Annotated in this window: 16 protein-coding genes, 1 tRNA gene and 1 riboswitch; of the genes, 7 read left to right on the top strand and 10 right to left on the bottom strand. The window is 74.8% G+C overall.

Annotated features, from left to right (window positions below):
• Nucleotides 1-1,098 (top strand): PleD family two-component system response regulator (locus ACFU74_RS27395; protein ID WP_380761380.1); only part of this gene is annotated, 1,098 nt, incomplete at its 5' end.
• A 67-nt stretch (nt 1,099-1,165) separates the two neighbouring features.
• Here the strand turns inward: ACFU74_RS27395 and ACFU74_RS27390 are convergent.
• Complete coding sequence (locus ACFU74_RS27390; protein ID WP_380761378.1) at nt 1,166-2,827, bottom strand: long-chain fatty acid--CoA ligase; 1,662 nt, start codon at nt 2,825-2,827, stop codon at nt 1,166-1,168.
• A 218-nt stretch (nt 2,828-3,045) separates the two neighbouring features.
• On the opposite strand from ACFU74_RS27390, the gene ACFU74_RS27385 reads away from it, so the two are divergent.
• Nucleotides 3,046-3,243 carry a hypothetical protein gene (locus ACFU74_RS27385; RefSeq protein WP_380761376.1) on the top strand — a complete coding sequence of 66 codons (198 nt, stop codon included), beginning with the start codon at nt 3,046-3,048 and terminating at the stop codon, nt 3,241-3,243.
• Nucleotides 3,244-3,270: 27 nt separating this feature from the next.
• Here ACFU74_RS27385 and ACFU74_RS27380 read toward each other — a convergent pair whose 3' ends face one another.
• Nucleotides 3,271-4,146, bottom strand: coding sequence for a DUF1906 domain-containing protein (locus ACFU74_RS27380; RefSeq protein ID WP_380761374.1), 876 nt, complete (start codon nt 4,144-4,146; stop codon nt 3,271-3,273).
• A gap of 386 nt (nt 4,147-4,532) precedes the next feature.
• Between ACFU74_RS27380 and ACFU74_RS27375 the strand changes: the two genes are divergently transcribed.
• The gene (locus tag ACFU74_RS27375; protein WP_380761372.1) at nt 4,533-5,354 is read left to right on the top strand and encodes a DMT family transporter; all 822 of its coding nucleotides are present in this window, start codon (nt 4,533-4,535) and stop codon (nt 5,352-5,354) included.
• A gap of 57 nt (nt 5,355-5,411) precedes the next feature.
• Here ACFU74_RS27375 and ACFU74_RS27370 read toward each other — a convergent pair whose 3' ends face one another.
• From ACFU74_RS27370 to ACFU74_RS27340, 7 genes are all read right to left on the bottom strand, one after another.
• On the bottom strand, nt 5,412-6,173 hold the full coding sequence (locus tag ACFU74_RS27370; RefSeq protein WP_380761370.1) for a pyridoxal 5'-phosphate synthase: 762 nt from the start codon (nt 6,171-6,173) through the stop codon (nt 5,412-5,414).
• A gap of 440 nt (nt 6,174-6,613) precedes the next feature.
• The gene (locus ACFU74_RS27365) at nt 6,614-6,943 is read right to left on the bottom strand and encodes a hypothetical protein (RefSeq protein WP_380761368.1); all 330 of its coding nucleotides are present in this window, start codon (nt 6,941-6,943) and stop codon (nt 6,614-6,616) included.
• Between the two features lie 448 nt (nt 6,944-7,391).
• Nucleotides 7,392-8,756 carry an FAD-binding oxidoreductase gene (locus tag ACFU74_RS27360; protein ID WP_380761366.1) on the bottom strand — a complete coding sequence of 455 codons (1,365 nt, stop codon included), beginning with the start codon at nt 8,754-8,756 and terminating at the stop codon, nt 7,392-7,394.
• Nucleotides 8,757-8,848: 92 nt separating this feature from the next.
• Entirely contained in the window at nt 8,849-9,679 is an 831-nt protein-coding gene (locus ACFU74_RS27355) for a MerR family transcriptional regulator (RefSeq protein WP_380761364.1), read from the bottom strand.
• A gap of 70 nt (nt 9,680-9,749) precedes the next feature.
• Nucleotides 9,750-10,859: a peptidoglycan-binding protein gene (locus ACFU74_RS27350; RefSeq protein WP_380761362.1), complete on the bottom strand. Its 1,110-nt coding sequence runs from the start codon at nt 10,857-10,859 to the stop codon at nt 9,750-9,752.
• A gap of 202 nt (nt 10,860-11,061) precedes the next feature.
• Nucleotides 11,062-11,149: transfer RNA gene (locus ACFU74_RS27345), tRNA-Ser, on the bottom strand.
• Between the two features lie 66 nt (nt 11,150-11,215).
• Entirely contained in the window at nt 11,216-12,952 is a 1,737-nt protein-coding gene (locus tag ACFU74_RS27340) for a S1C family serine protease (RefSeq protein WP_380761360.1), read from the bottom strand.
• Between the two features lie 182 nt (nt 12,953-13,134).
• A riboswitch (TPP riboswitch) is annotated at nt 13,135-13,283 on the top strand.
• Between ACFU74_RS27340 and ACFU74_RS27335 the strand changes: the two genes are divergently transcribed.
• The 4 genes from ACFU74_RS27335 to ACFU74_RS27320 all read left to right on the top strand — a co-directional run bounded on the left by ACFU74_RS27335 (nt 13,277) and on the right by ACFU74_RS27320 (nt 17,722).
• Entirely contained in the window at nt 13,277-14,728 is a 1,452-nt protein-coding gene (locus ACFU74_RS27335; RefSeq protein WP_380761358.1) for a purine-cytosine permease family protein, read from the top strand. Its footprint overlaps the riboswitch before it by 7 nt.
• A gap of 94 nt (nt 14,729-14,822) precedes the next feature.
• Nucleotides 14,823-15,674 carry a glycerophosphodiester phosphodiesterase family protein gene (locus tag ACFU74_RS27330; protein ID WP_380761357.1) on the top strand — a complete coding sequence of 284 codons (852 nt, stop codon included), beginning with the start codon at nt 14,823-14,825 and terminating at the stop codon, nt 15,672-15,674.
• 271 nt (nt 15,675-15,945) lie between these two features.
• Nucleotides 15,946-16,506, top strand: coding sequence for an ATP-binding protein (locus ACFU74_RS27325; RefSeq protein ID WP_380761355.1), 561 nt, complete (start codon nt 15,946-15,948; stop codon nt 16,504-16,506).
• 229 nt (nt 16,507-16,735) lie between these two features.
• A complete protein-coding gene (locus tag ACFU74_RS27320) occupies nt 16,736-17,722 on the top strand; it encodes a DUF5926 family protein (protein ID WP_380761353.1) in 987 nt (328 codons plus the stop codon).
• Nucleotides 17,723-17,970: 248 nt separating this feature from the next.
• Here ACFU74_RS27320 and ACFU74_RS27315 read toward each other — a convergent pair whose 3' ends face one another.
• The gene (locus ACFU74_RS27315) at nt 17,971-18,627 is read right to left on the bottom strand and encodes a bifunctional DNA primase/polymerase (RefSeq protein ID WP_380761351.1); all 657 of its coding nucleotides are present in this window, start codon (nt 18,625-18,627) and stop codon (nt 17,971-17,973) included.
• Between the last annotated feature and the right edge of the window lie 454 nt (nt 18,628-19,081).

Genomic DNA, 19,081 nt, shown 5'->3' with positions numbered 1-19,081 from the left:
GCGCTGCCCGCGCTGCCGCCGGCCGCCCCGGCGCTGCCCGGCTCCCCCGGTTCGCCCGCCGGCGAGGGCGCTCCGCGTCCGGTCGGCAGCGGTCTGGGCGAGCTGGCCCCGCCGCGTCCGCTCGGCGCGCCCGGGACCCCCGGCGCCGTCGTGCGCGTGACGCCGGTGACCCCGGTGGCGCCGGTGCCGCCCGCCGACGGCCGGCCCGCGCCGCGTCCGATGGCCGAACTGCCCGCCGGGTCCGGCGCGCCCGCCCCCGCCCCCGGGGCCCCCGGTGCCCCGCAGGTCAACGCGCCGATCGCCCTGCCGGGCGGCCGCGGCGAGGTCGGCGAGCACGCCTCGATCCCCGCCCCGGACCCCGACGGCGGTCCGCGTCGGCTGCTGGTCTGGCCCGAGCCCGACCCCGCCACCCGGCAGGCGCTCCAGGACCGCGGCTACCGCCCGGTGATCGTCCGCTCCCGCGAGGAGGTGGACGCGCAGGTCGCCGGGTTCCCCGCCGCGCTCTTCGTCGACCCGCTGACCGGCCCGATCACCCGCACCGCGCTGCAGTCGCTGCGCACGGCGGCGCTGAACAGCAGGGTCCCGGTGGTGGTCACCGCCGGCCTCGGACAGGCCACCCGGGACGCCGCGTACGGCGCCGACCCGGCCGTCCTGCTGCGCGCCCTCGCCCCGCGCGACGGCGAGAACCACGCCCCGCGCGTCCTGCTGGTCGAGGGCGACCCGGACATCGCCGCCGCGCTGATCGCCAGCCTGGAGCGGCGCGGCATGCACGTCGAGCACGCGGCGGACGAGAACGACGCGGTCGCCCGGGCCAGCAGTGTGCAGCCCAACCTGGTGGTGATGGACCTGCTGCAGATCCGCCGCCGCCGGGTCGGCCTGCTGGACTGGCTGCGGGCCAACGACCGGCTGCACCGCACCCCGCTCGTCGTCTACACCTCGGTGGACCTCGACCCGCGCGAGCTGCCCCGGCTGCGCACCGGCGAGACGGTGCTCTTCCTCGCCGAGCGCTCGACCAGCGACGACGTGCAGTCCCGGATCGTCGACCTGCTCGGGCGGATCGGCGCCATGGGCGAGGCGGGCGTCGCCGCGGCGGGCTGACAGGCGAACAGGCCGAGGGCCGGCCGCCCCTTCCCGGGGTGGCCGGCCCTCGGCGTCCTCCCGCGCCCTACTCCTTGCCGAGGCGCGTGACGTCCAGCCGCTGCGCCGCGTAGTCGGCGCGGATCACCTTCTTGTCGAACTTGCCGACCGAGGTCTTCGGCACCGCCCCGACGATCGCCCAGCGCTCCGGCAGCTGCCAGGAGGCTATCCGCCCGGCCAGGAACGCCCGCAGCTCCGGCAGTCCGGCGGTGGCGCCCGGCCGCAGCACGACGGTGGCCAGCGGGCGCTCGCCCCACTTCTCGTCCGGGACGGCCACCACGGCGGCCTCGGCGACCTCCGGGTGCGCCATCAGGTGGTTCTCCAGGTCCACCGAGGAGATCCACTCGCCGCCGGACTTGATCACGTCCTTGGCCCGGTCGGTGAGGGTCAGGTAGCCGTCCGCGGTGATCGTGCCGACGTCGCCGGTGCGCAGCCAGCCGTCCTCGGAGAACTTGTCGTCCGGGCGCTGCGGGTCCTGGCCCGCGCCCCCGTAGTACGCCCCCGCGATCCACGGGCCGCGCACCTCCAGCTCGCCCGCCGACACCCCGTCGTGCGGCATCCGCTCGCCGCCGGGGCCGATCAGCCTGGCCTCGACGGAGGCCGGGAAGATGCCCTGGGTGACCCGGTACGGCCACTCCTCCTCCGGGGTCAGGCCGCCCGGCGGCTGGGCGAAGGAGCCGAGCGGCGAGGTCTCGGTCATGCCCCAGGCGTGGATGACGCGGATGCCGTGGCGCTCCTCGTAGCCCTTCATCAGCGACGGCGGGCAGGCCGAGCCGCCGATCACCACCATGCGCAGGCTGGAGGTGTCGTAGTCGCCGGCGTCCAGCTCGTCCAGCAGGCCGCTCCAGATCGTGGGCACGGCCGCGCTGACGGTCGGCCGCACGGCGGCGATCATCTCGGCCATCGGCTTGGGCTGGAGGAAGCGGTCCGGCATCAGCAGGCTCGCGCCGGACATGAAGGCGGCGTGCGGGATGCCCCAGGCGTTGACGTGGAACATCGGCACGACCGGCAGCGCGGTGTCGCGCGGGGTGAAGGCGAAGTTGTCGCCGGTGTTGACCTGGAGGCAGTGCAGGTAGACCGAGCGGTGGCTGTAGAGCACGCCCTTGGGGTCGCCGGTGGTGCCGGAGGTGTAACAGAGCACGGCGGCCTGGCGCTCGTCGATGTCGGAGCGCCAGGGGTAGGCGGTCGGCCGGTCCGCGATCAGCTCCTCGTAGTCGTGCACGCCGCCCGTGAAGCCGGCCAGCACCGACCGGTCGCCGGGGCCGCTGACCACGATGTGCCTGAGGGTCGGGGCGAGCTCGGGGAGGACCGCCGCCAGCAGCGGGAGGACGGTGCCGTTGACGATGATCACGCGGTCGGCGGCGTGGTTGACGATGAACGACAGCTGGTTCGCCGGGAGCCGCAGGTTGAGGGTGTGCAGCACCGCGCCCATCGCCGGTACCGCGAGGTAGGCCTCCAGGTGCTCGGCGTTGTTCCACATCAGGGTGGCGACGCGGTCGTCCGCGCTCACGCCGAGTTCGTCGCGCAGGGCCCAGGCGAGCCGCGCCGCGCGGGCGCCGACCTCGGCGTACGTCCGGACCACCGGGCCGGTGCCGTCCCAGGTGGTGACCGTCGACCTGCCGTGGATCGTGGACCCGTGCTCAAGGATCCGGGCGACGGTGAGCGGTACGTCCTGCATCGTGCTGAACACGGGTCCTCCTCGACCTGGGCGGCACTGCGGCTCCTGCCCCGGCCCGGCCGGATGCCGGCTACTGGGCGGTAATACGGGCAGTAGGGCCCGATTCTGCCGCGCCGGGTCCCCGATGTCAGCATCCTGACCGCGTTGCCCCGATCACGACCCGGCCACGTTCCCCCCGGTCGGGCGGGGGTCGCCCGGGCGCGGGCGCCGCCGGCCGGGATACTGGGGCCATGGGCGACGGACGCGGCGAACGGCGGGTGGGGCGGGGTCTGGCCGGGTTCCGGGTGCCCTGCCCGTGTTGCTCCGGCGGGGTGCGGACCCAGGCGCGCAAGGGCCTGCGGGCCGGGCGCACCGGCACCGGGTACGTCCCGGAGACCTGCCGCTACTGCCAGGGCCGGGGCTGGCTGGGGCTCGCGCCGCGGGAGTGACCGGCCGCCGCGGCGCCGGCGGGGCCGTCAGCGGGCGAGCGGGGCGTCGACCTGGTTGCGGTCGACGGTGAGCGTCGCCCCGCCGTAGGTCTCCTCGACGTTGCCGCGGTACTGGTGGACGCGCTGGTGCCGGGACCAGAGTTCCGCGGTGAGCGGCCCGCCCCCGGCGGTGTCGGCACGGTCGTCCCAGCGGGCGTACCAGAGGACGTCGGGCAGCGGCGAACTGCCGGCCCTGGCGGCGGCGGCGAGGTCGGCGATGCCGGAGTCCAGGCTGGAGTAGAAGCCCGATCGGTAGCCGGCCGCGTGCAGCGCCTGGGTCCAGCCGACGGTGAAGTCGACGACGGCCTGGCCGCAGGCGCGGTCGCGCAGCGGGTAGGCCTCGATGTCCAGGAAGACCGGGCTGCCGTGGCCGAACCCGACCGCCCGCAGCCCGGCGACCGCCTCGGCCGCCTCCTCGCGCCCCTGCCGGGTGGCCCGCGCGGGGTCGATCCGCTTGGGCTTGCGGCTCAGTTCGCTGCACGGCGCCTGGAGGCCGACGTGCACCGGCAGGAACCGCCACCCCATCCCCCGGGCCTCGCGCACCCAGTCGGCGGTGAGCCTGGGCTGTGCGCAGCCGCGCTGGCCGCCGCTGGTGTAGATGCCGAGCGCCCCGTACGGCGAGGCGTCGCGCCAGGCCCGCAGGGTCTCCAGCGGGGGCGCGGTGCAGGCGTCGAAGGCCGCGCCGGTGTAGCTGTCGCGGGCGCGGACGGCGGGCGGCCCGAGCCGGTCGGGCAGCACGGCGGCCCGGATGCGGGGGACGGCGGCGGCGGCCGGAGCGGCGTCGGCGCCCACCCCCGGGCCGCCGGCGGCCGGCAGGAGGACGAGGGAGGCGGCGGCGAGGGCCGCGCGGCGGAGATGGCGCACGCCGCCTTGATACTGACGGACCGTCGGGCGGGCGCGGTCGACGCGCCGGGCGCGCCGTCGGAGCTCACCCTTTCGGACGCACCCGTCCGCATCCGTCCCGATTCTTGTAACGAGCTTGCTGCCTAGTGGCTCCTTACGGCAAACTCGCCGTTATGCCCAGCTCCCATCCCAGCGAAACCTCCGTCCCGACGTCGGCAGCCGCCGTCGCCGAGGCGCTTGCCATGCCGCCCGCCCCCAAGGGCGAGCCCGCCGGCGAGCGGGGCAGCTGGCGACGAGGCGGGGCGCCCGGCGAGGGGCTGCCACCGGACGCGAGAGCCGGCCGACGGCTCACCGGCCTTCTGCGGCGCCCGGGAAGCATTCCGGCGCCGCTTCTCTGTGTTACGGCGATGTTCCTGGTGCAGACCGGGATCGCGTTCTCCAAGCCGCTCTTCGGGCCGCTCGGGGTGAGCGGCACCACCTTCCTGCGGCTGGGCTTCGCGGCGGTCATCCTGCTGGCCGTCACCCGGCCGAGGCTGCGCGGGCGCCGGCCGCGCGACCTGGCCGCCGCCGCCCTGCTCGGCATGGCCTCGGCCGGCATGACGCTGCTGTTCGCCGGGGCGATCGACCGGCTGCCGATGGGCACCGCCGCCACCATCGAGTTCCTCGGCCCGCTCGCGGTGGCCCTGGTCTTCGCCCGCCGCGCCAGCCACCTGCTGTGGGCGCTGCTCGCGGCCGGCGGCGTGGCGCTGCTCACGCTGCTCGGCGAGGGCGGGGAGGGCGGCGGGCTGGACCCGGTCGGCCTGCTGTACGCCTTCGGGGCGGCCGCCTGCTACGCCGCGTACATCCTGTTCACGGACAAGGTCGGGGCGGCGTTCCAGGGCTTCCAGGGGCTGGCCGTGTCGATGACGGTCGGCGCGCTGGCGGTGGCGCCGTTCGGCCTCGGCCAGGCCTGGCACGGGCTGACCGAGCCCGGTGCGTCGCCGCTGATGCTGCTGCTGGCGGTGGCCGGGGTGTCGCTGCTGCTGCCGGTGATCCCGTACGCGCTGGAGATGACGGCGCTGCGGCGGATGCCGCAGCGGGTGTTCAGCGTGCTGGTCAGCCTGGAGCCGGCGGTCAGCGCGCTGGTCGGCCTGGTGGTGCTGGGTCAGCTGCTGGGCGCCGTGCAGCTGGCGGGCATCGGCTGCGTGGTGGCGGCGAGCGTCGGGGCGACGCTGACCGGGCGGCGCTGAGGCACCGCCCGGTGGTGGCCGGGGGCGCGCATCGAATTGGTGCGCGCCCCCGCCGCATCAGGGCCAGAGGAGGGTGCGCGACCACTCCGGGGTGCGGACCGGACCGGTCCGGGTGTAGCGCAGCCGGACGTGGTGGCGCTCCGCGTCCCCCTGCCAGAACTCCACCTCGTGCGCCCAGAGCGTGTAGACGGCGTGCCCGGCCGCGACCGCGTCCGGGGTGGCCTCCAGCCGGCGGCGGGCCACCGCCACCGCCTCCTCGTACTCGGCCGGCGAGGCCAGCGGCTCGCTCTGCCGCCCGACCAGCGCGCCGATCCGGGCGGCCGGGGAGCGGGTGGCGAACTCGGCCCCGGCCACCTGGTCGGCGGCCCGCTCGACGGTGCCGCGCACCCGCACCTGGCGGCCGAGCTGCGGCCAGTAGACGGTGAGCGCGGCGGCCGGGTGGTCGGCGAGCTGGCGGCCCTTGGGGCTGTCGGCGGCGGCCGAGAAGACCCAGCCGGTCCCGGCGGCGTCCACGTCGCGCAGCACCAGGACGCGGGCGTCCGGCATGCCGTCGGCGTCGACCGTGGAGAGGGTGAACACCTGCGGGTCCGGCACGCCGGCGTGCAGGGCGGTGGCGAGCCAGTCCACGAAGAGCGGACCGGGTTCGGCCGGGGCCGCCTCGGTGTCGAAGGTCGGCAGCGGGCGGGCCATCGGCGGGCGGCCGAGCATCAGCTCGGGCACGGACCGGGGCGCGGCCGGAGCCGGCTCCCCGCCGGGCCCGGGGCCCGCCGCGGGCCTGGTCTCGCCGGGGCCGGTCAGGCCCTCCTCCTCCGCTGCCATCGCGCGCCCTTCCTTCCGGTTGCCGCGGCCGCAGCCCGCGGCGGGCCGGTCGCCGGAAGGCGGGCCGGGCGCGGGGTGCGCTGTCGGAGCGCAACCGTACCGCCGTGCGGTGACGGCGCCGGGCGCGGGCCCTGGACTGGACCTGTCGCGGGCCCGGACGCGCCCGTGGGCGGCACCGGTGTACGGTGCCGCCCACGGGACCGGTGCGGTGACCCTTTCCGCTGCCCGGTTGTGCTGCGCGTCCTGTGCGGTCCTTCCGATCCGCTCGGTCCTCCGCCGGTCCTTCGCCGGTCTTCCGGTCGGTCCTTCGCCGGTCCTCCGGTCGGTCCTCCGGTCGGCCGACGCCGTCCGTCGTGTGAGTCCTGCCCGTTCCACCCGCCCTGACCGCTCCCGGTCGTCCGCCGACGGCGCCCCCGCCGTCCGCGGCACCCGGGCGGCGCTCAGGAGAAGACCGGTGCGAGGACGATGCCGTAGTTCTGGTTGGACTGGTTGGCCAGGACGCTGCCCGCGTTGTCCTTCACCCCGAGGGTGTTGGCCTGGTTCGATGCCCCGGCCCCGGTGGCCGTCTGCTGGGTGGAGACGTGGTTGCCGTCGACCGAGCCGAAGACGTTGCCCGTGCCGACGTTCGACACCACGCCGCTGGTGGACCCGTCGTTGGCGAACGCGCCGTCGTCGGCGGCGGCGGAGCCGGCACCGGCGATCAGCAGACCGGCCGCGAGCGGGGCCGCCAGCAGTAGGCCGGCCGCCCTGCGTGTTCGGGTGCGAGCCATGAGAGCCTCCAAGAAGCGGTAATCATGCAGGATGCGCGGAGTTCGCCGGCCAGACGAACACCTGCGGGCTGCGACGCCGGGAGACAGACTTCCGCAACAAATCGACAAAGCACCACCTCACAGCCCCCTTTTCGCCCTTTAGCGTGATATTCGGCCACCCGGCGCATAACTGCCGCCGGCACCGAATACGCGCCCTTCGCACCCCCTTCCACCTGCGGCGCAGTCGAACCGGCGGGCCACGGTCAGTGCGCCCGAAACGGCGCGGGAAGGGCGTGCGGACAACCCGGCGCACCACGAGGGCGCGCGACGGCAGAAAACACGCCCCCTTATCGGTGCGGTCGCATGACCGTGTCGACAATTCAGGGCGCTTTCCGCCGGCCTGTACGAAGGCCCGGGGGCCGGCGGTGCGGCGGTGCGGCGGTGCGGGGGGGGTGCGGCGGTGCGGGGGTCAGACGGCCTTGCCGGGATTGAGGATGCCCAGCGGGTCGAAGACCGCCTTCAGCTGCCGCTGGAGGTCCATCGCCACCGGTCCGAGCTCCTTCGCCAGCCACTCGCGCTTGAGCAGCCCCACCCCGTGCTCACCGGTGATCGTGCCGCCCAGCTCCAGCCCCAGCGCCATGATCTCGTCGAAGGAGCGCTGCGCCCGGGCCGACTGCTCGGCGTCCGCCGCGTCGAAGATGACGATCGGATGGGTGTTGCCGTCGCCCGCGTGGCTCACCACCCCGATGGTCAGCCCGTTCCGCTCGGCGATCGCCGCGACGCCGTCCAGCATCTCGGCCAGCCGCGAGCGCGGCACCGCCACGTCGTCGATCATCGTGGTACCCAGCCGGTCCAGCGCGGGCAGCGCCTGACGGCGCGCCTCCAGCAGCAGCTCGGACTCGGCCTGGTCCTCGGCGGGCACCACCTCGGTCGCCCCGGCCGCCCGGCACAGTTCGCCGACCGCGGCCAGCTCGGCCGCCCGGTCCGGGCCGTCGAAGGCGACCAGCAGCAGCGCCCGGGTGGACTCCGGCAGCCCCATCCGCCCCAGGTCGTTGACCGCGCGCACGCTCACCGCGTCCATCAGCTCCATCAGCGACGGGGTGAAGCCGCGCGCCATCACCTCGCAGACCGCCGCGCCGGCCGCGGCCGCACTCGGGAACTCCGCCGCCAGCGCCAGCTGCGGCGCGGGCGCCGGACGCAGTGCCAGCACCGCGCGGACCACCACGCCCAGGGTGCCCTCGGAGCCCACCAGCAGCCGGGTCAGGTCGTAGCCGGCGACCCCCTTGGCCGTCCGGCGGCCGGTGGACAGCAGCCGGCCGTCGGCCAGCACCACGTCCAGGCCGAGCACGTACTCGCCGGTCACCCCGTACTTGACGCAGCACAGGCCGCCCGCGCCGGTGCCGATGTTGCCGCCGATCGTGCAGGACTCCCAGCTCGACGGGTCGGGCGGGTAGGCGAGCCCCGAGGCGGCGGCGGCCCGGGAGAGCTCGGCGTTGACCACGCCCGGCTCGACCACCGCGATCCGGTTCACCGGGTCGATTTCCAGGATCCGGTTCATCTTCACCATCGACAGCACGATGCAGCCGTCGACGGCGTTGGCCGCGCCGGACAGCCCGGTCCTGGCGCCCTGCGGGACCACCGGCACGCGCAGCGCGGTGGCGGTCCGCATGACGTGCCGCACCTGCTCGACGGTCTCCGGGAAGACCACCACCGCGGGCGTGCCGGCCGGGCAGAAGCCCGCCATGTCGTGCCGGTAGGCGGCGGTCACGTCCGGATCCACCGCCAGGGCGCCGGGCGGGAGGCCCTCCGCCAGCCGGTCCGTCAGATCACTCATCGCCGCCTCCGCTCACGCCGCCCGCCCTCGCACTCTGCCCGCCGCCCGTCCACCCGGCAAGTACGCCGCTCCGGCGCGGGCGGCCCCTGCGACTACCCGCGGACCACCGGCTCCTGGAACTCCGTCACCCAGTCCGCCTCCTCCTCCGGGCACTCCAGGTAGAGCTCGCGGGCGTACCCCGTCGAGCGGTAGCCGTTCTCGTCGATGAAGCGCGCCAGTGCCTGGGTGGCGCCCAGGGAGGCGTCCATCGAGCCGCGGTGCACCACGGTCGCCGCCTCCTCGACGGCCGGCAGGTCGACCACCGCGAAGCCGTGCTCCCCGGCCGGGTCGACCGTGGCGGGGATCGGCACGGCCACCCGGATCAGCACCGAGCCGTCGCCGTCCCCGGTGTCCTCGTAGCGGGCGACGGACGGCCCGGCGTGGCCGATGCCGGCCGCCGCCAGCCGGCCGCAGAGCTCGTCGAACAGCGGGCCGATCACCGGCCCGATGTCCTGCGGCTCGTAGCCCGCCGCGACCCCGGTCAGCTCGGCCACCCGCACCGCAGGCACCCGCTTCACCACGACATCGTGCGTGGACATGGTCCCCTCGCTCTCGATCGTCCGGAGCCTCGCCTCCACCCGGGCCAGCCGTTCGGCGTCCGCGGCCATGGCCGCGGCGAGCTCGGCCCGCCGCAGCCGCAGCATCCCGCGCAGCTCGGCCGTGTCCACCTCCTCGTCCAGGACGGCCCGCACCTGGTGCAGCGTGAAGCCGAGGTCCTTGAGGGCGATGACCCGGTTGAGCCGGGCCAGTTGGGCCGCCTCGTAGCAGCGGTAGCCGCTGGCCGGGTCGACCCGGGCCGGCCGGAGCAGCCCGAGGGCGTCGTAGTGGCGCAGCATCCGGACCGACACCCGGCCGTGCTTGGCGAAGTCTCCGATGTTCAACATGGTTCCTCCAGTGCAGACCCTCACACGGTGTCACGGTCAAGCACCGGCTTCGCCACCCCCGTCCGTCACGTCAGTCCGTCACGTCGAACCCCCTCCGCTGCCCCAGCACCTGGAGGCTGCGCTGGCCGGGGATGCCGTTGGCGTCCTCGCCGGAGTAGCCGAGGCTGCGCTGGAAGGCGGCGTACGCCTGCACGGAGCGGGTGCCGAGCGAGCCGTCCACCCAGCGCTGCTCCAGGAACCCCTCGTCCGCCAGGGCCTGTTCGACGATCCGCACCTCGCCGCCGTGGGTCTGGTGGCCCTGCTCGGCCCCCGGGTCGGTGCGTGCCGCCGCGACCACGTGGGCGAGCGAGACCCGCCGCGGCGAGGGCAGCCGGCCCAGCAGCCGGCGCAGCGAGTCCTCGCCCGGCACGCCGTCGGCGTCCGGTCCCGAGTACCCCAGGGCGTGCTGGAAGTCCTGGTAGTTGAGGGTGTCGGCGTCCCGCCAGTCCTCGTCGGGCCCGGACCGGTAGTGCCGGCCGAAGCCCTGCCGGACCAGCGCCTCGCCGACCTCCCTGACCTGCGGCCCGTGCGCGCCGTAGCCGTACTCCAGGCCGTTGACGGTCACCCGGTAGCGGGCGGGCCCGGACCCGCCCTGCGGCGGGGGCAGCGGCGCCCCGCCGGCCACCGCGACGATGCCGGGCATCACGACCTCGCGGAACTGCCGGACGCGGACGTCCCCCGGGCAGGCCGTCCCGCCGTTCGACCACTCGGGGAACATCCGGTGCACCCCGAAGCCGGGCCCGTCCCACGCCGGGCAGATCCGCAGCGGAATGCCGTGCCGCCGGTGCAGCCACACCCCGAGCGCGACGAGCGCGTTGACCTGCGCGTTCGTCCACGGATCGGTGCTCCGGTCGTCACTGGCCGTCTCCACGCTCACCGCACCGGTTCCGTCCGCCCTGCGGTTGGCGTGCATGTTGGCGTCGGCCCGGGTCTCGGTACCGATGAACTGCCCCACGGAGCCGTCGTACCCGACCCCGAAGTGGGACTCCAGATTGGTGGAGTCCCTCCAGTACTCGTACATCCGCCGCGGCGTCCACGGCGCCGCCACACTGTGGAAGATCACCTGCGTCGGCGTGATCGCCGGCTGTTCGTCCGACTCGGGCTGGAGCTCCATCTTCTCCGCACCGGGGTACCAGGCCATCCGTCTCTCCTCGCCAGGCCCAGGGCAGTTCGCCCCTTACGCCCGGATAGACGGACCCCACACCCCCACACGCGGACACACCCGCCCCAAACCCCCCGTTCAGGTGAATACGACCCCCTCCCCACCCCACCCCGAACAGCACGAAGGCGGGTGCCGACCTCAGTCGGCACCCGCCTTGAGCAGGTGGTTCTTCTCCTACCGGCGGAGAGCGTGGGATTCGAACCCACGGTACGGGGTCACCGCACGACAGTTTTCAAGACTGTTCCCTTAGGCCGCTCGGGCAGCTCTCCAGGCGGAGGTCAGCCTAACGGGTCCGGCGGGGTTCGGTGCACCGGGTTTCCGGGGCGGGGTGGGGGTCAGTTGTCTCCGACGCGCTCGCTGAGGGTGACCTTGGTGGTGGCGGTCTGGCCGTTGCGGGTGTACTCGACGTCGACGGTCTCGCCGGGCTTGTGCGTCCAGATCTTGCTGACCAGGGCCGGGCCGTTCTCGATCGGGCTGCCGCCGAGCTTGGTGATGACGTCGCCGGGCTTGAGGCCGGCCTTGTCGGCGGCGCCGCCGGGGGTGACGGCCGGCTGGCCCTGGATGTCGCGGGTCTGGATCTGCGCGCCGTCGCCCTTGTAGTCGTCGTTGCGCAGGACGTCGAGCTTGGCGTAGACCGGCTTGCCGGTCTTGATCAGGGTGTCGGCGACCCACTTGGCCTGGTTGATCGGGATCGCGAAGCCGAGGCCGATGGAGCCGGCCCGGCCGTTGCTGGAGGCGTTGGACTGGATCGCCGAGTTGATGCCGATCACGCCGCCGCCGGAGTCGAGCAGCGGGCCGCCGGAGTTGCCGGGGTTGATGGAGGCGTCGGTCTGCAGGGCGTTCATGTACGAGGACTGCGCGCCGGTCTCGTCGCCGGAGGCGACCGGGCGGTCCTTGGCGCTGATGATGCCGGTGGTGACGGTGGACTCCAGGCCGTACGGCGCGCCGATGGCGATGGTGGAGTCGCCGACGTTCACCTTGTCGGAGTCGGCCAGCGGCAGCGGCGTCAGCTTGTCCTTGGGCGGGTTGTCGAGCCTGATGACGGCGACGTCGTAGCCCTCGGCGCGGCCCAGCACGGAGGCCGGGTAGGAGGACCCGTCGGCGAACTTGACGGTCAGTTTGCCGCCGCTGGAGGCGGCGGGCGCGACCACGTGGTTGTTGGTGAGGATGTGGCCCTCGGTGTCGAAGACGAAGCCGGTGCCGGTGCCGGACTCGCCGTTGCCCTGGGCCTTGATGGTGACGACGCTGGGCAGCGCCTTCTGCGCGATGCCGGCGACCGAACCCGGGGCGGCCTCGTTCTTCTGGGAGTTGTTGGCCTGGACCGTGGTGGAGGTTCGGCCGGCCTTGGCGCTGACGGTCCTGTCGTCGCGGTCGGCGATGGCCACGCCGACCGCGCCGCCGGCCACGCCGGCCACCAGGGCGACGGCCGTGACCAGGGCGATCAGACCGCCGCGCTTCTTGCGCGGGCCGCCGGGGACCGGCGCGCCGGGGTACTCGCCCGGGTAGCCGAGCGGGCCGCCGGGACCACCGGGGCCCCCGGGCGCGCCGGGGGTGATGTCGTGCGGGGCGCCCCAGCCGCCGAGCGGCTGCCCGGCGCCGAACGGGTGGTGGTGCCGGCCGGTGGCACCCGGGCCCTGCGGGGCGCCGGGCGCGGCGAACGGGTCGTGCGCGGCGAAGGGGTCGTGCGCGGCGAGCGCCGGGGGAACCGGCGTACCCGGGGCCGGGGTCGCGTACGGGTTGCCGCCGTGCGGGGCGGCGACGGGCGCCGCCGGGGCGACCGGGGCCGCGGGCGCGGCGGGCGGCAGGACCGGCGGCGGGGCGTCGAGGTACCCGGTCTCGGCGGCCGGGGCGGGCGCCGGGGCGGCGGCCGGCTCCGGGGCGGCGACCTTGCTGAACGCCAGCGTGGGGGTGAACCCGCCGGAGCCCGCCTCGGCGGCCGGCTGGGCGGAGGACGGCCGGTCGGCCGCAGGCTGCTGCGCCGGACCGTCAGAAGCGGAACCCACCGCCCCCTGGCCGCCGGAGGGCTGCTCCCCCTGCGACCCGGTGGGCCCAACCTCGCGCTCGGTGCTCACGGACGACCTCCATAGCTGACAGGACCAACAACCATAGTTTTTCGCACACCCGATTCGATTGCCGTAAGGACCCTTCTGAAGAACTCATAAGAATCCTTAGCCGGGCCCGACGACCGCCGCAGCGCCGTGCGCGACCCCTCCCGCCTTGGCGTTCTCCCCGTCGCCGACTAGCCTGTCGCTCCGAACTGACACGCGGGAGCTTGGACCCACCAGGCTGAGAGTGCGCCGGTCGACCGTACGCCACGGAGTCCCGTGGACGGCCGTCGAGGGGGCGCAGACCGCCGGAACCTGTCCGGGTAATGCCGGCGTAGGGAGAAATCGGCCATGCCGCCTGCTTCGCCATCCTCGTCCTCCGGCGCGCCCTCGTCCCCGGGCGTCCCCCCTCGGCAGGACGCCGCGGGCACCGCCGCCGGTTCCCACGGCGCGGCCACCGCCGTCCTGGAGCCCGCGGGCCGCACCGAGGCACCGCTGGTGCTGGACACCGAGCCGCCCCGCACGCTGCGCTTCCGCGACCACTTCGCGCTCTGGATGAACCTCGGCGTCTCGCTGATCGGCTTCACCACCGCCGCGACCGTGCTCGGCGCCAAGGGCAGCGAACTGTCGCTGGCCGCCGCCGTGACCGCGATCGTGGCCGGCACCGTGGTCGGCACCGCGATGCTCGGCGTGGCCGCGCTGATCGGCGCCCGGACCGGTGCGCCCGCCATGGCGAACCTGCGCGGGCTGTTCGGCACCCGGCTGTCCTACGTGCCGACGGTGCTCAACATCGTCCAGTGCGTCGGCTGGGGCGTCTACGAGCTGCTGACGATCGCGCTCGGCGCGCAGACCGTGGTCGGCACCGAGGGCTACCGCTGGGTCTTCGTCGTGCTGGCCGGTGCGCTGACCACCGCGCTGACCATCTGGCCGCTCGGCGCGATCGCGGTGCTGCGCCGCTTCGTCGCCGCGGCAGTGGCGGTCGCGATGGTCTACTTCACCGTCCAGCTCGGTCGGCACGGCGTCCCGGACCCGGGCGCGGGCAACTGGCACGGCTTCCTGCCGGCGACCGACGCGATGATCGCGGTGTCGATCTCCTTCGTGCCGCTCGCCGCCGACTACACCCGGCACTCGCGCACCCCGCGCGCGGCGTTCTGGGGCAGCTTCTCCGGCTACACGATCGCGCAGGTCTGGTGCTACGTGCTCGGGCTGATGGCGCTGCTCCAGGCGGACGGCGACCCGGAGCGGATCTTCGACTCGTTCCTCGGCGTCTGGGCCGGCTGGCTGTTCCTGCTGGTGCTGGTGCTGCGCGAGACCGACCAGTCCTTCGCCAACGTCTACTCGACCGCGATGTCGATCCACAACCTGCTGCCGAAGGTCGACCGCCGGGTGCTGACGGGCGGCACCGGTGCGCTGATCACCGTGCTCGCGCTGCAGATCACCGAGTTCACCGAGTCCTACTACGCCTTCCTGGGCCTGATCGGCTCGGTCTTCGTGCCGATGTTCGCGGTGCTCGCGGTCGACTACTTCCTCGGTGCCGGGCGGCGCGGCTGGAACCTCTCCGCCGACGCGCCGTCCCGCTGGCTGATGCTGCTGCCGTGGGCGCTGGGCTTCGCCACCTACCAGCTGATCGCGCCGACCGCGGTGGCCGGCTGGTGGACGGACCTCTGGACCTCCGCGCAGGAGGCGGTGCACTTCACCCCGCAGGAGTGGACCTCGGCCTCGCTGTTCGGCTTCCTGGTGCCGGCCCTGGCCACCTGGGCGCTCACCCCGCTCACCCGGGACCGGGCCGCCGCCGCGCGCTGACGCCCGCCCGGCCCCGGACGCGGAGGCGAAGACGGCCCCTCGGGTTGGGGCCGTCTTCGCCTCCGCGTCATGTCCGCGTCCTATCGTGTAGGGCGTGACCAGCCCCGATGTCTCGCCCGCGACGGCCCGCACCGCGCCGCCCGTCCAGGTGATCGCCCACCGCGGTTCCTCGTTCGCCCTGCCCGAGCACACCCTCGCCGCCTACCGCCGGGCGCTCGCCGAGGGGGCGGACGCCCTGGAGTGCGATGTGCGGGTGACCGCCGACGGGCAGCTGGTCTGCGTGCACGACCGGCGGATCGGGCGGGTCTCGGACGGCCGGGGCACGGTCTCCGCGATGACGCTGGCGGAGCTGGAGGCGCACGACTTCGGGGCCTGGAAGACCGGCCGGCCGAGCGAGGACCCGGAGCTGCGCGGGGTGCTGCGGCTGGAGAGCCTGCTGGAGCTGGTCGTGGACTGCGGGCGCCCGGTGGACCTCGCGATCGAGACCAAGCACCCGGTGCGCTTCCGCGGCCGGGTGGAGTCCGAGCTGCTGCGGGTGCTGGAGCGGTTCGGGATCGGCGGCGGGAGCGGCGCCGGCGGAGGTGCGGCGGCCGCCGGGGGCCACGGCGTCAACGCCCGGATCATGAGCTTCTCCTCCGTCGCGCTGGCCCGGGTGGCCGCCGCCGCGCCGCAGTACCCCCGGGTGTTCCTGTTCGAGCGCGGCCTGGTGCTGCGCGGACGGCTGCGCCCGGGCGCGCCGCTGCCGGGCGGGGCGCGGATCGCCGGTCCCGGCATCGAACTGGTGCGGGCCCGGCCGGGGCTGGTGACCAGGCTGCGCGAGCTGGGCCACCAGGTGCACGTGTGGACCGTGGACGAGCCGGCCGACGTCGAGCTCTGCCTGGAGCTCGGGGTGTCGGCGATCATCACCAACCGCCCGGCCGAGGTCCTGGCCCAGCTCGGCCGCTGAGCCCGGTGGTAATGGCGTGATTCGTGGTACCGCTGTGGTGAACCGTTCAACCACCACCAGCCGTTGACCACCTTGGTAGGGACTCAAACCTTTCGGCAACGATTTCTGTCGCAATTCATACAGTTTCACGACGGAGGGTGAGCACCGAATCACCTGTCGCGCACCGACGGTGGACGGGCCTGAAATGTCCGCGCGGGATCGCCGCGCGGTCGTTTCCGACGTATTGCCAAGGGGCATCCATCCCTCGGCATACGCTGAAGGAGGTCCGGGGGTGGCGTTGATGGTGGCGCGTGAAGTGCCGACTTCATCGACCATGGCAGTGCCGCACGGCCCAGCGAGTGTCGGGGTCGCACGGCGCCGACTGCGTCGAGATCTGGGAGACCGCGAGATACCGGAACCGGTCATTGATGATGCTGTTCTGATCCTTTCCGAACTATTGAGCAACGCTTGTCGTTACGCCCGTCCGCTCGGGCCACTGCCCGCACTCGGCCGGGGCGCCCGCGCCGAGGTCGTCGGACCGCTGCTGGTCGGCGGGCGGTCCCGGACCGGCGGGCCGGTCACCGCGCCGGGCGAGGCCGGCGAGGACGCCGGCGGCGTCCTGGTCCGCTGGCAGATGCACGCCGACGGCGTGCTCACCCTGGAGGTCACGGACGGCGGGGCGCAGACCCGGCCGTCGCCGTCCAGCCCCTCGCTGACCTCGCACGGCGGCCGCGGGCTGAGCATCGTGGACCAGCTCGCCAGCGACTGGGGCGTGCGCGACGCCCCCGGCGAGGTGACCGTGTGGGCGGCCCTGCCGGCCCGCGCCCGGCACGCCCGGCGCACCGGCGGCTGACGACCACCACGACCGAACAGCGCGACCGACCACGACGACCGAACAGCGCGGCGAACAGCGCGGCAGGACGGCACGGCGGCAGGACGGCGGGCAGGGCACCCGCGGCGCGCCCGGGCAGCGGGCACGGCGGGCCCGCCCCCGCCCCCCGCCCCGGCGCACGCCCACGCGCCGGAGGAACGTCAGTAGGCTGCCGGGAGCACAACACCACCGTTCCCGGGAGAGCCGCACCATGGGCAAGAAGGCCGCCAAGAAGGCGCCGCAGCGCAGCCAGTCCACCCCCGTCGCCACGGGCGAGATCCCCGTGGTCGGGGCCCGCGACAACTGCCCCTGCGGCTCGGGCCGCCGCTACAAGGCCTGCCACGGCCGCGAGGCCTCGCACGCCGTCCAGGAGCTGGTGCACCGCCCGTTCGAGGGCCTGCCGGGCGAGGCCGACTGGGTGGCACTGCGCGAGCTGGTGCCCGCCGCCACCGTGCCGCTGACGCTGGCCGCCGGGGTGGCCGAGACCGCCGCCGGCGAGGTGCCGTCCGTCACCCTGGCCACCGTGCTGCCGCTGGCCTGGCCCGCGCTGCGCCGCCAGGACGGCTCGATCCTGCTGGGCCTGCAGACCCAGTCGTCCTCCGGCGACCTCAGCCGCGACCTCGCGGACGCCCTGGAGCTGGCGCTGGCCACCGAGCCCGGCACCCCGGTGCCGGCCCGCCGGACCGTACCGGGCGGCCGTCGGCTGCAGGACCTGCTGGACACCACCTCCGCCTTCGAGCCGGCCGTGCACACCGGCTTCGAGTTCTGGCTGGAGGACGCCGAGACCGCGACCGGCGAGGTGGCCGCCTCGCTGGAGCGCGCCAACGCCTCGGCGATCCCCACCGAGAAGCTCGCCGGCGTCGACTCGGCCTACTGGTGCGGCACCCCGGAGAAGAACCACCTGCGCTGGGTGATGACGGTGCCGGAGGAGCGGCTGCTGGACGCGCTGGCCCGGCTGACCGCCGCCGAGCAGTCCGCGATCGGCCCCGACACCCGTCTGGTCGGCTCGTTCCGGGCGCACGGCCTGACCGTCCCGGTCTGGGACCTGCCGCTCGGGATGACCGCGGCCGACTGCGAGAAGCCGGCCGCGGAGTTCGCCGAGCGGCTCGCCGCGACGCTCGCCGACCCGGCCCCGCTCACCGCCGACGAGCGGCGGGCCCGCGCGAACCTGGTGAACCGTCAGGTCACCCTGAACTAAAGGCGGGACGGAACGCCGGGCACATCCGGCGGATCGAACGTGATACGCGTCACATTGGCGCCCGTGACCCGCAATTTCCGGGCTGCGAGGGCGTCTTGGAAATTGGCGCGGGCGCGGATCCTTGTTACTGTCTAAAGAGTCCGGTCGCTGGTGCATCCCCCGTCGCCAGCGGCCGGATCTTTTGTTTTCCGGACATCCCGTGCCGGGACCGGTCGGCCGTGCCCGATCAGTAGGCCGGCGACGGCACGTCAGTACGCCGAGCGGCCGCTGTCCAGCTGGACCGCCGCCGCCACCAACTCGCCCAGCAACGGCTCGACCTGCGGGAGCCAGACGCCGCCGTCGGCACCCTGACGCGGCGGCAGCACCCAGCGCACCCGGTCGCCGTCCCCGCCGCCGGGCGGCAGCGGCAGGAAGCCGCCGGCCCCGTGGTAGCGCAACGATCCGGGCACCCAGGGGAGTTGGACGAGCATCTCGCCGAGCGCGTCGAGCGACCAGGGGGCGACCAGCATGGCGTAGCGGTCCGGCATCGCCAGCACCGGGCCGAGCCGCAGCCGCAGGGCGGCCAGATAGGCGAGCGCGCGGGCGCCGGCCGTCGCCGGCAGGCTGACCGCGCAGACCGCCCGGCCGGTCGCGACCAGCACCGGGGCGTCCGGGTAGCGCCGTTCCCACCACCAGCGCACCATCCGGGCGTCGGTGGTGGCCGCGAGCAGCGGCGGGTCGTGCGGGTGGGCGCCCGGGACCGGGCAGTCCCGCTCGCCGCAGGAGCAGTGTCCGCCGGTGAGCAGGACGGCACCGGGGACTACGGGCCAGTGGTGCCCGGTGGCCGCCGTCAGGGCCCCGGCCAGCCGGGCCGCCCGGGCCGCCGGCCGGCTCCTCGGGTCTTCGCGCAGTGGGTTGTCGCGCATTGGCACCCGTTCCTTTCCGTGACCGCTCGGTGGCTCCGCCCCGCGGTCGCCAAACCGGCCGCCGCCGCGTCCGGGGACGCCGGACCTGCCCGCGGACCGGATGGAGGGATCCGCCCGGGAGCCGGGCCGGAGGCGGACCGGAACGGAACCGGGGGCCGGGCCTGGGCCGGGCGGCGGGGGCGGGGCGGGCGGCGGTACGGACGGCGGTGCGGACAACGGCGCGGGCCTGGAGCACGCGGTGGAGCACGATGTGAAAGGGCTGCGGAATAGAACAGCCCTTGGAACGAGAATCCCGTATGCGACCGGATGGACGCCGCCCGGCCGCGGTTGGTTCCACCGTACGAGTGAGTCGCTTCCGGCCGACCCGGCCGGCCGGCGCCAGGGGCATACGATCCGGACGGCCGCCGGAGCCGTCCCCCCGGTTCTGCCCGCTCACCGGCCGCTCCATGCCCGC

The sequence above is a fragment of the Kitasatospora sp. NPDC057500 genome, from assembly GCF_042802195.1.
Lineage (GTDB): Bacteria > Actinomycetota > Actinomycetes > Streptomycetales > Streptomycetaceae > Kitasatospora.
The sequence above is the reverse complement of the archived record's forward strand: the minus strand, read 5'-3'. Positions and strand labels throughout refer to the sequence as shown.

Excerpts from the sequence above, each read along its gene's own strand:
- ACFU74_RS27385 (WP_380761376.1), top strand. The coding sequence starts at position 3,046 with ATGGGCGACGGACGCGGCGAACGGCGGGTGGGGCGGGGTCTGGCCGGG.
- ACFU74_RS27375 (WP_380761372.1), top strand. The coding sequence starts at position 4,533 with ATGTTCCTGGTGCAGACCGGGATCGCGTTCTCCAAGCCGCTCTTCGGG.
- ACFU74_RS27370 (WP_380761370.1), bottom strand. The coding sequence starts at position 6,173 with ATGGCAGCGGAGGAGGAGGGCCTGACCGGCCCCGGCGAGACCAGGCCC.
- ACFU74_RS27365 (WP_380761368.1), bottom strand. The coding sequence starts at position 6,943 with ATGGCTCGCACCCGAACACGCAGGGCGGCCGGCCTACTGCTGGCGGCC.
- ACFU74_RS27360 (WP_380761366.1), bottom strand. The coding sequence starts at position 8,756 with ATGAGTGATCTGACGGACCGGCTGGCGGAGGGCCTCCCGCCCGGCGCC.
- ACFU74_RS27355 (WP_380761364.1), bottom strand. The coding sequence starts at position 9,679 with ATGTTGAACATCGGAGACTTCGCCAAGCACGGCCGGGTGTCGGTCCGG.
- ACFU74_RS27350 (WP_380761362.1), bottom strand. The coding sequence starts at position 10,859 with ATGGCCTGGTACCCCGGTGCGGAGAAGATGGAGCTCCAGCCCGAGTCG.
- ACFU74_RS27335 (WP_380761358.1), top strand. The coding sequence starts at position 13,277 with ATGCCGCCTGCTTCGCCATCCTCGTCCTCCGGCGCGCCCTCGTCCCCG.
- ACFU74_RS27320 (WP_380761353.1), top strand. The coding sequence starts at position 16,736 with ATGGGCAAGAAGGCCGCCAAGAAGGCGCCGCAGCGCAGCCAGTCCACC.
- ACFU74_RS27315 (WP_380761351.1), bottom strand. The coding sequence starts at position 18,627 with ATGCGCGACAACCCACTGCGCGAAGACCCGAGGAGCCGGCCGGCGGCC.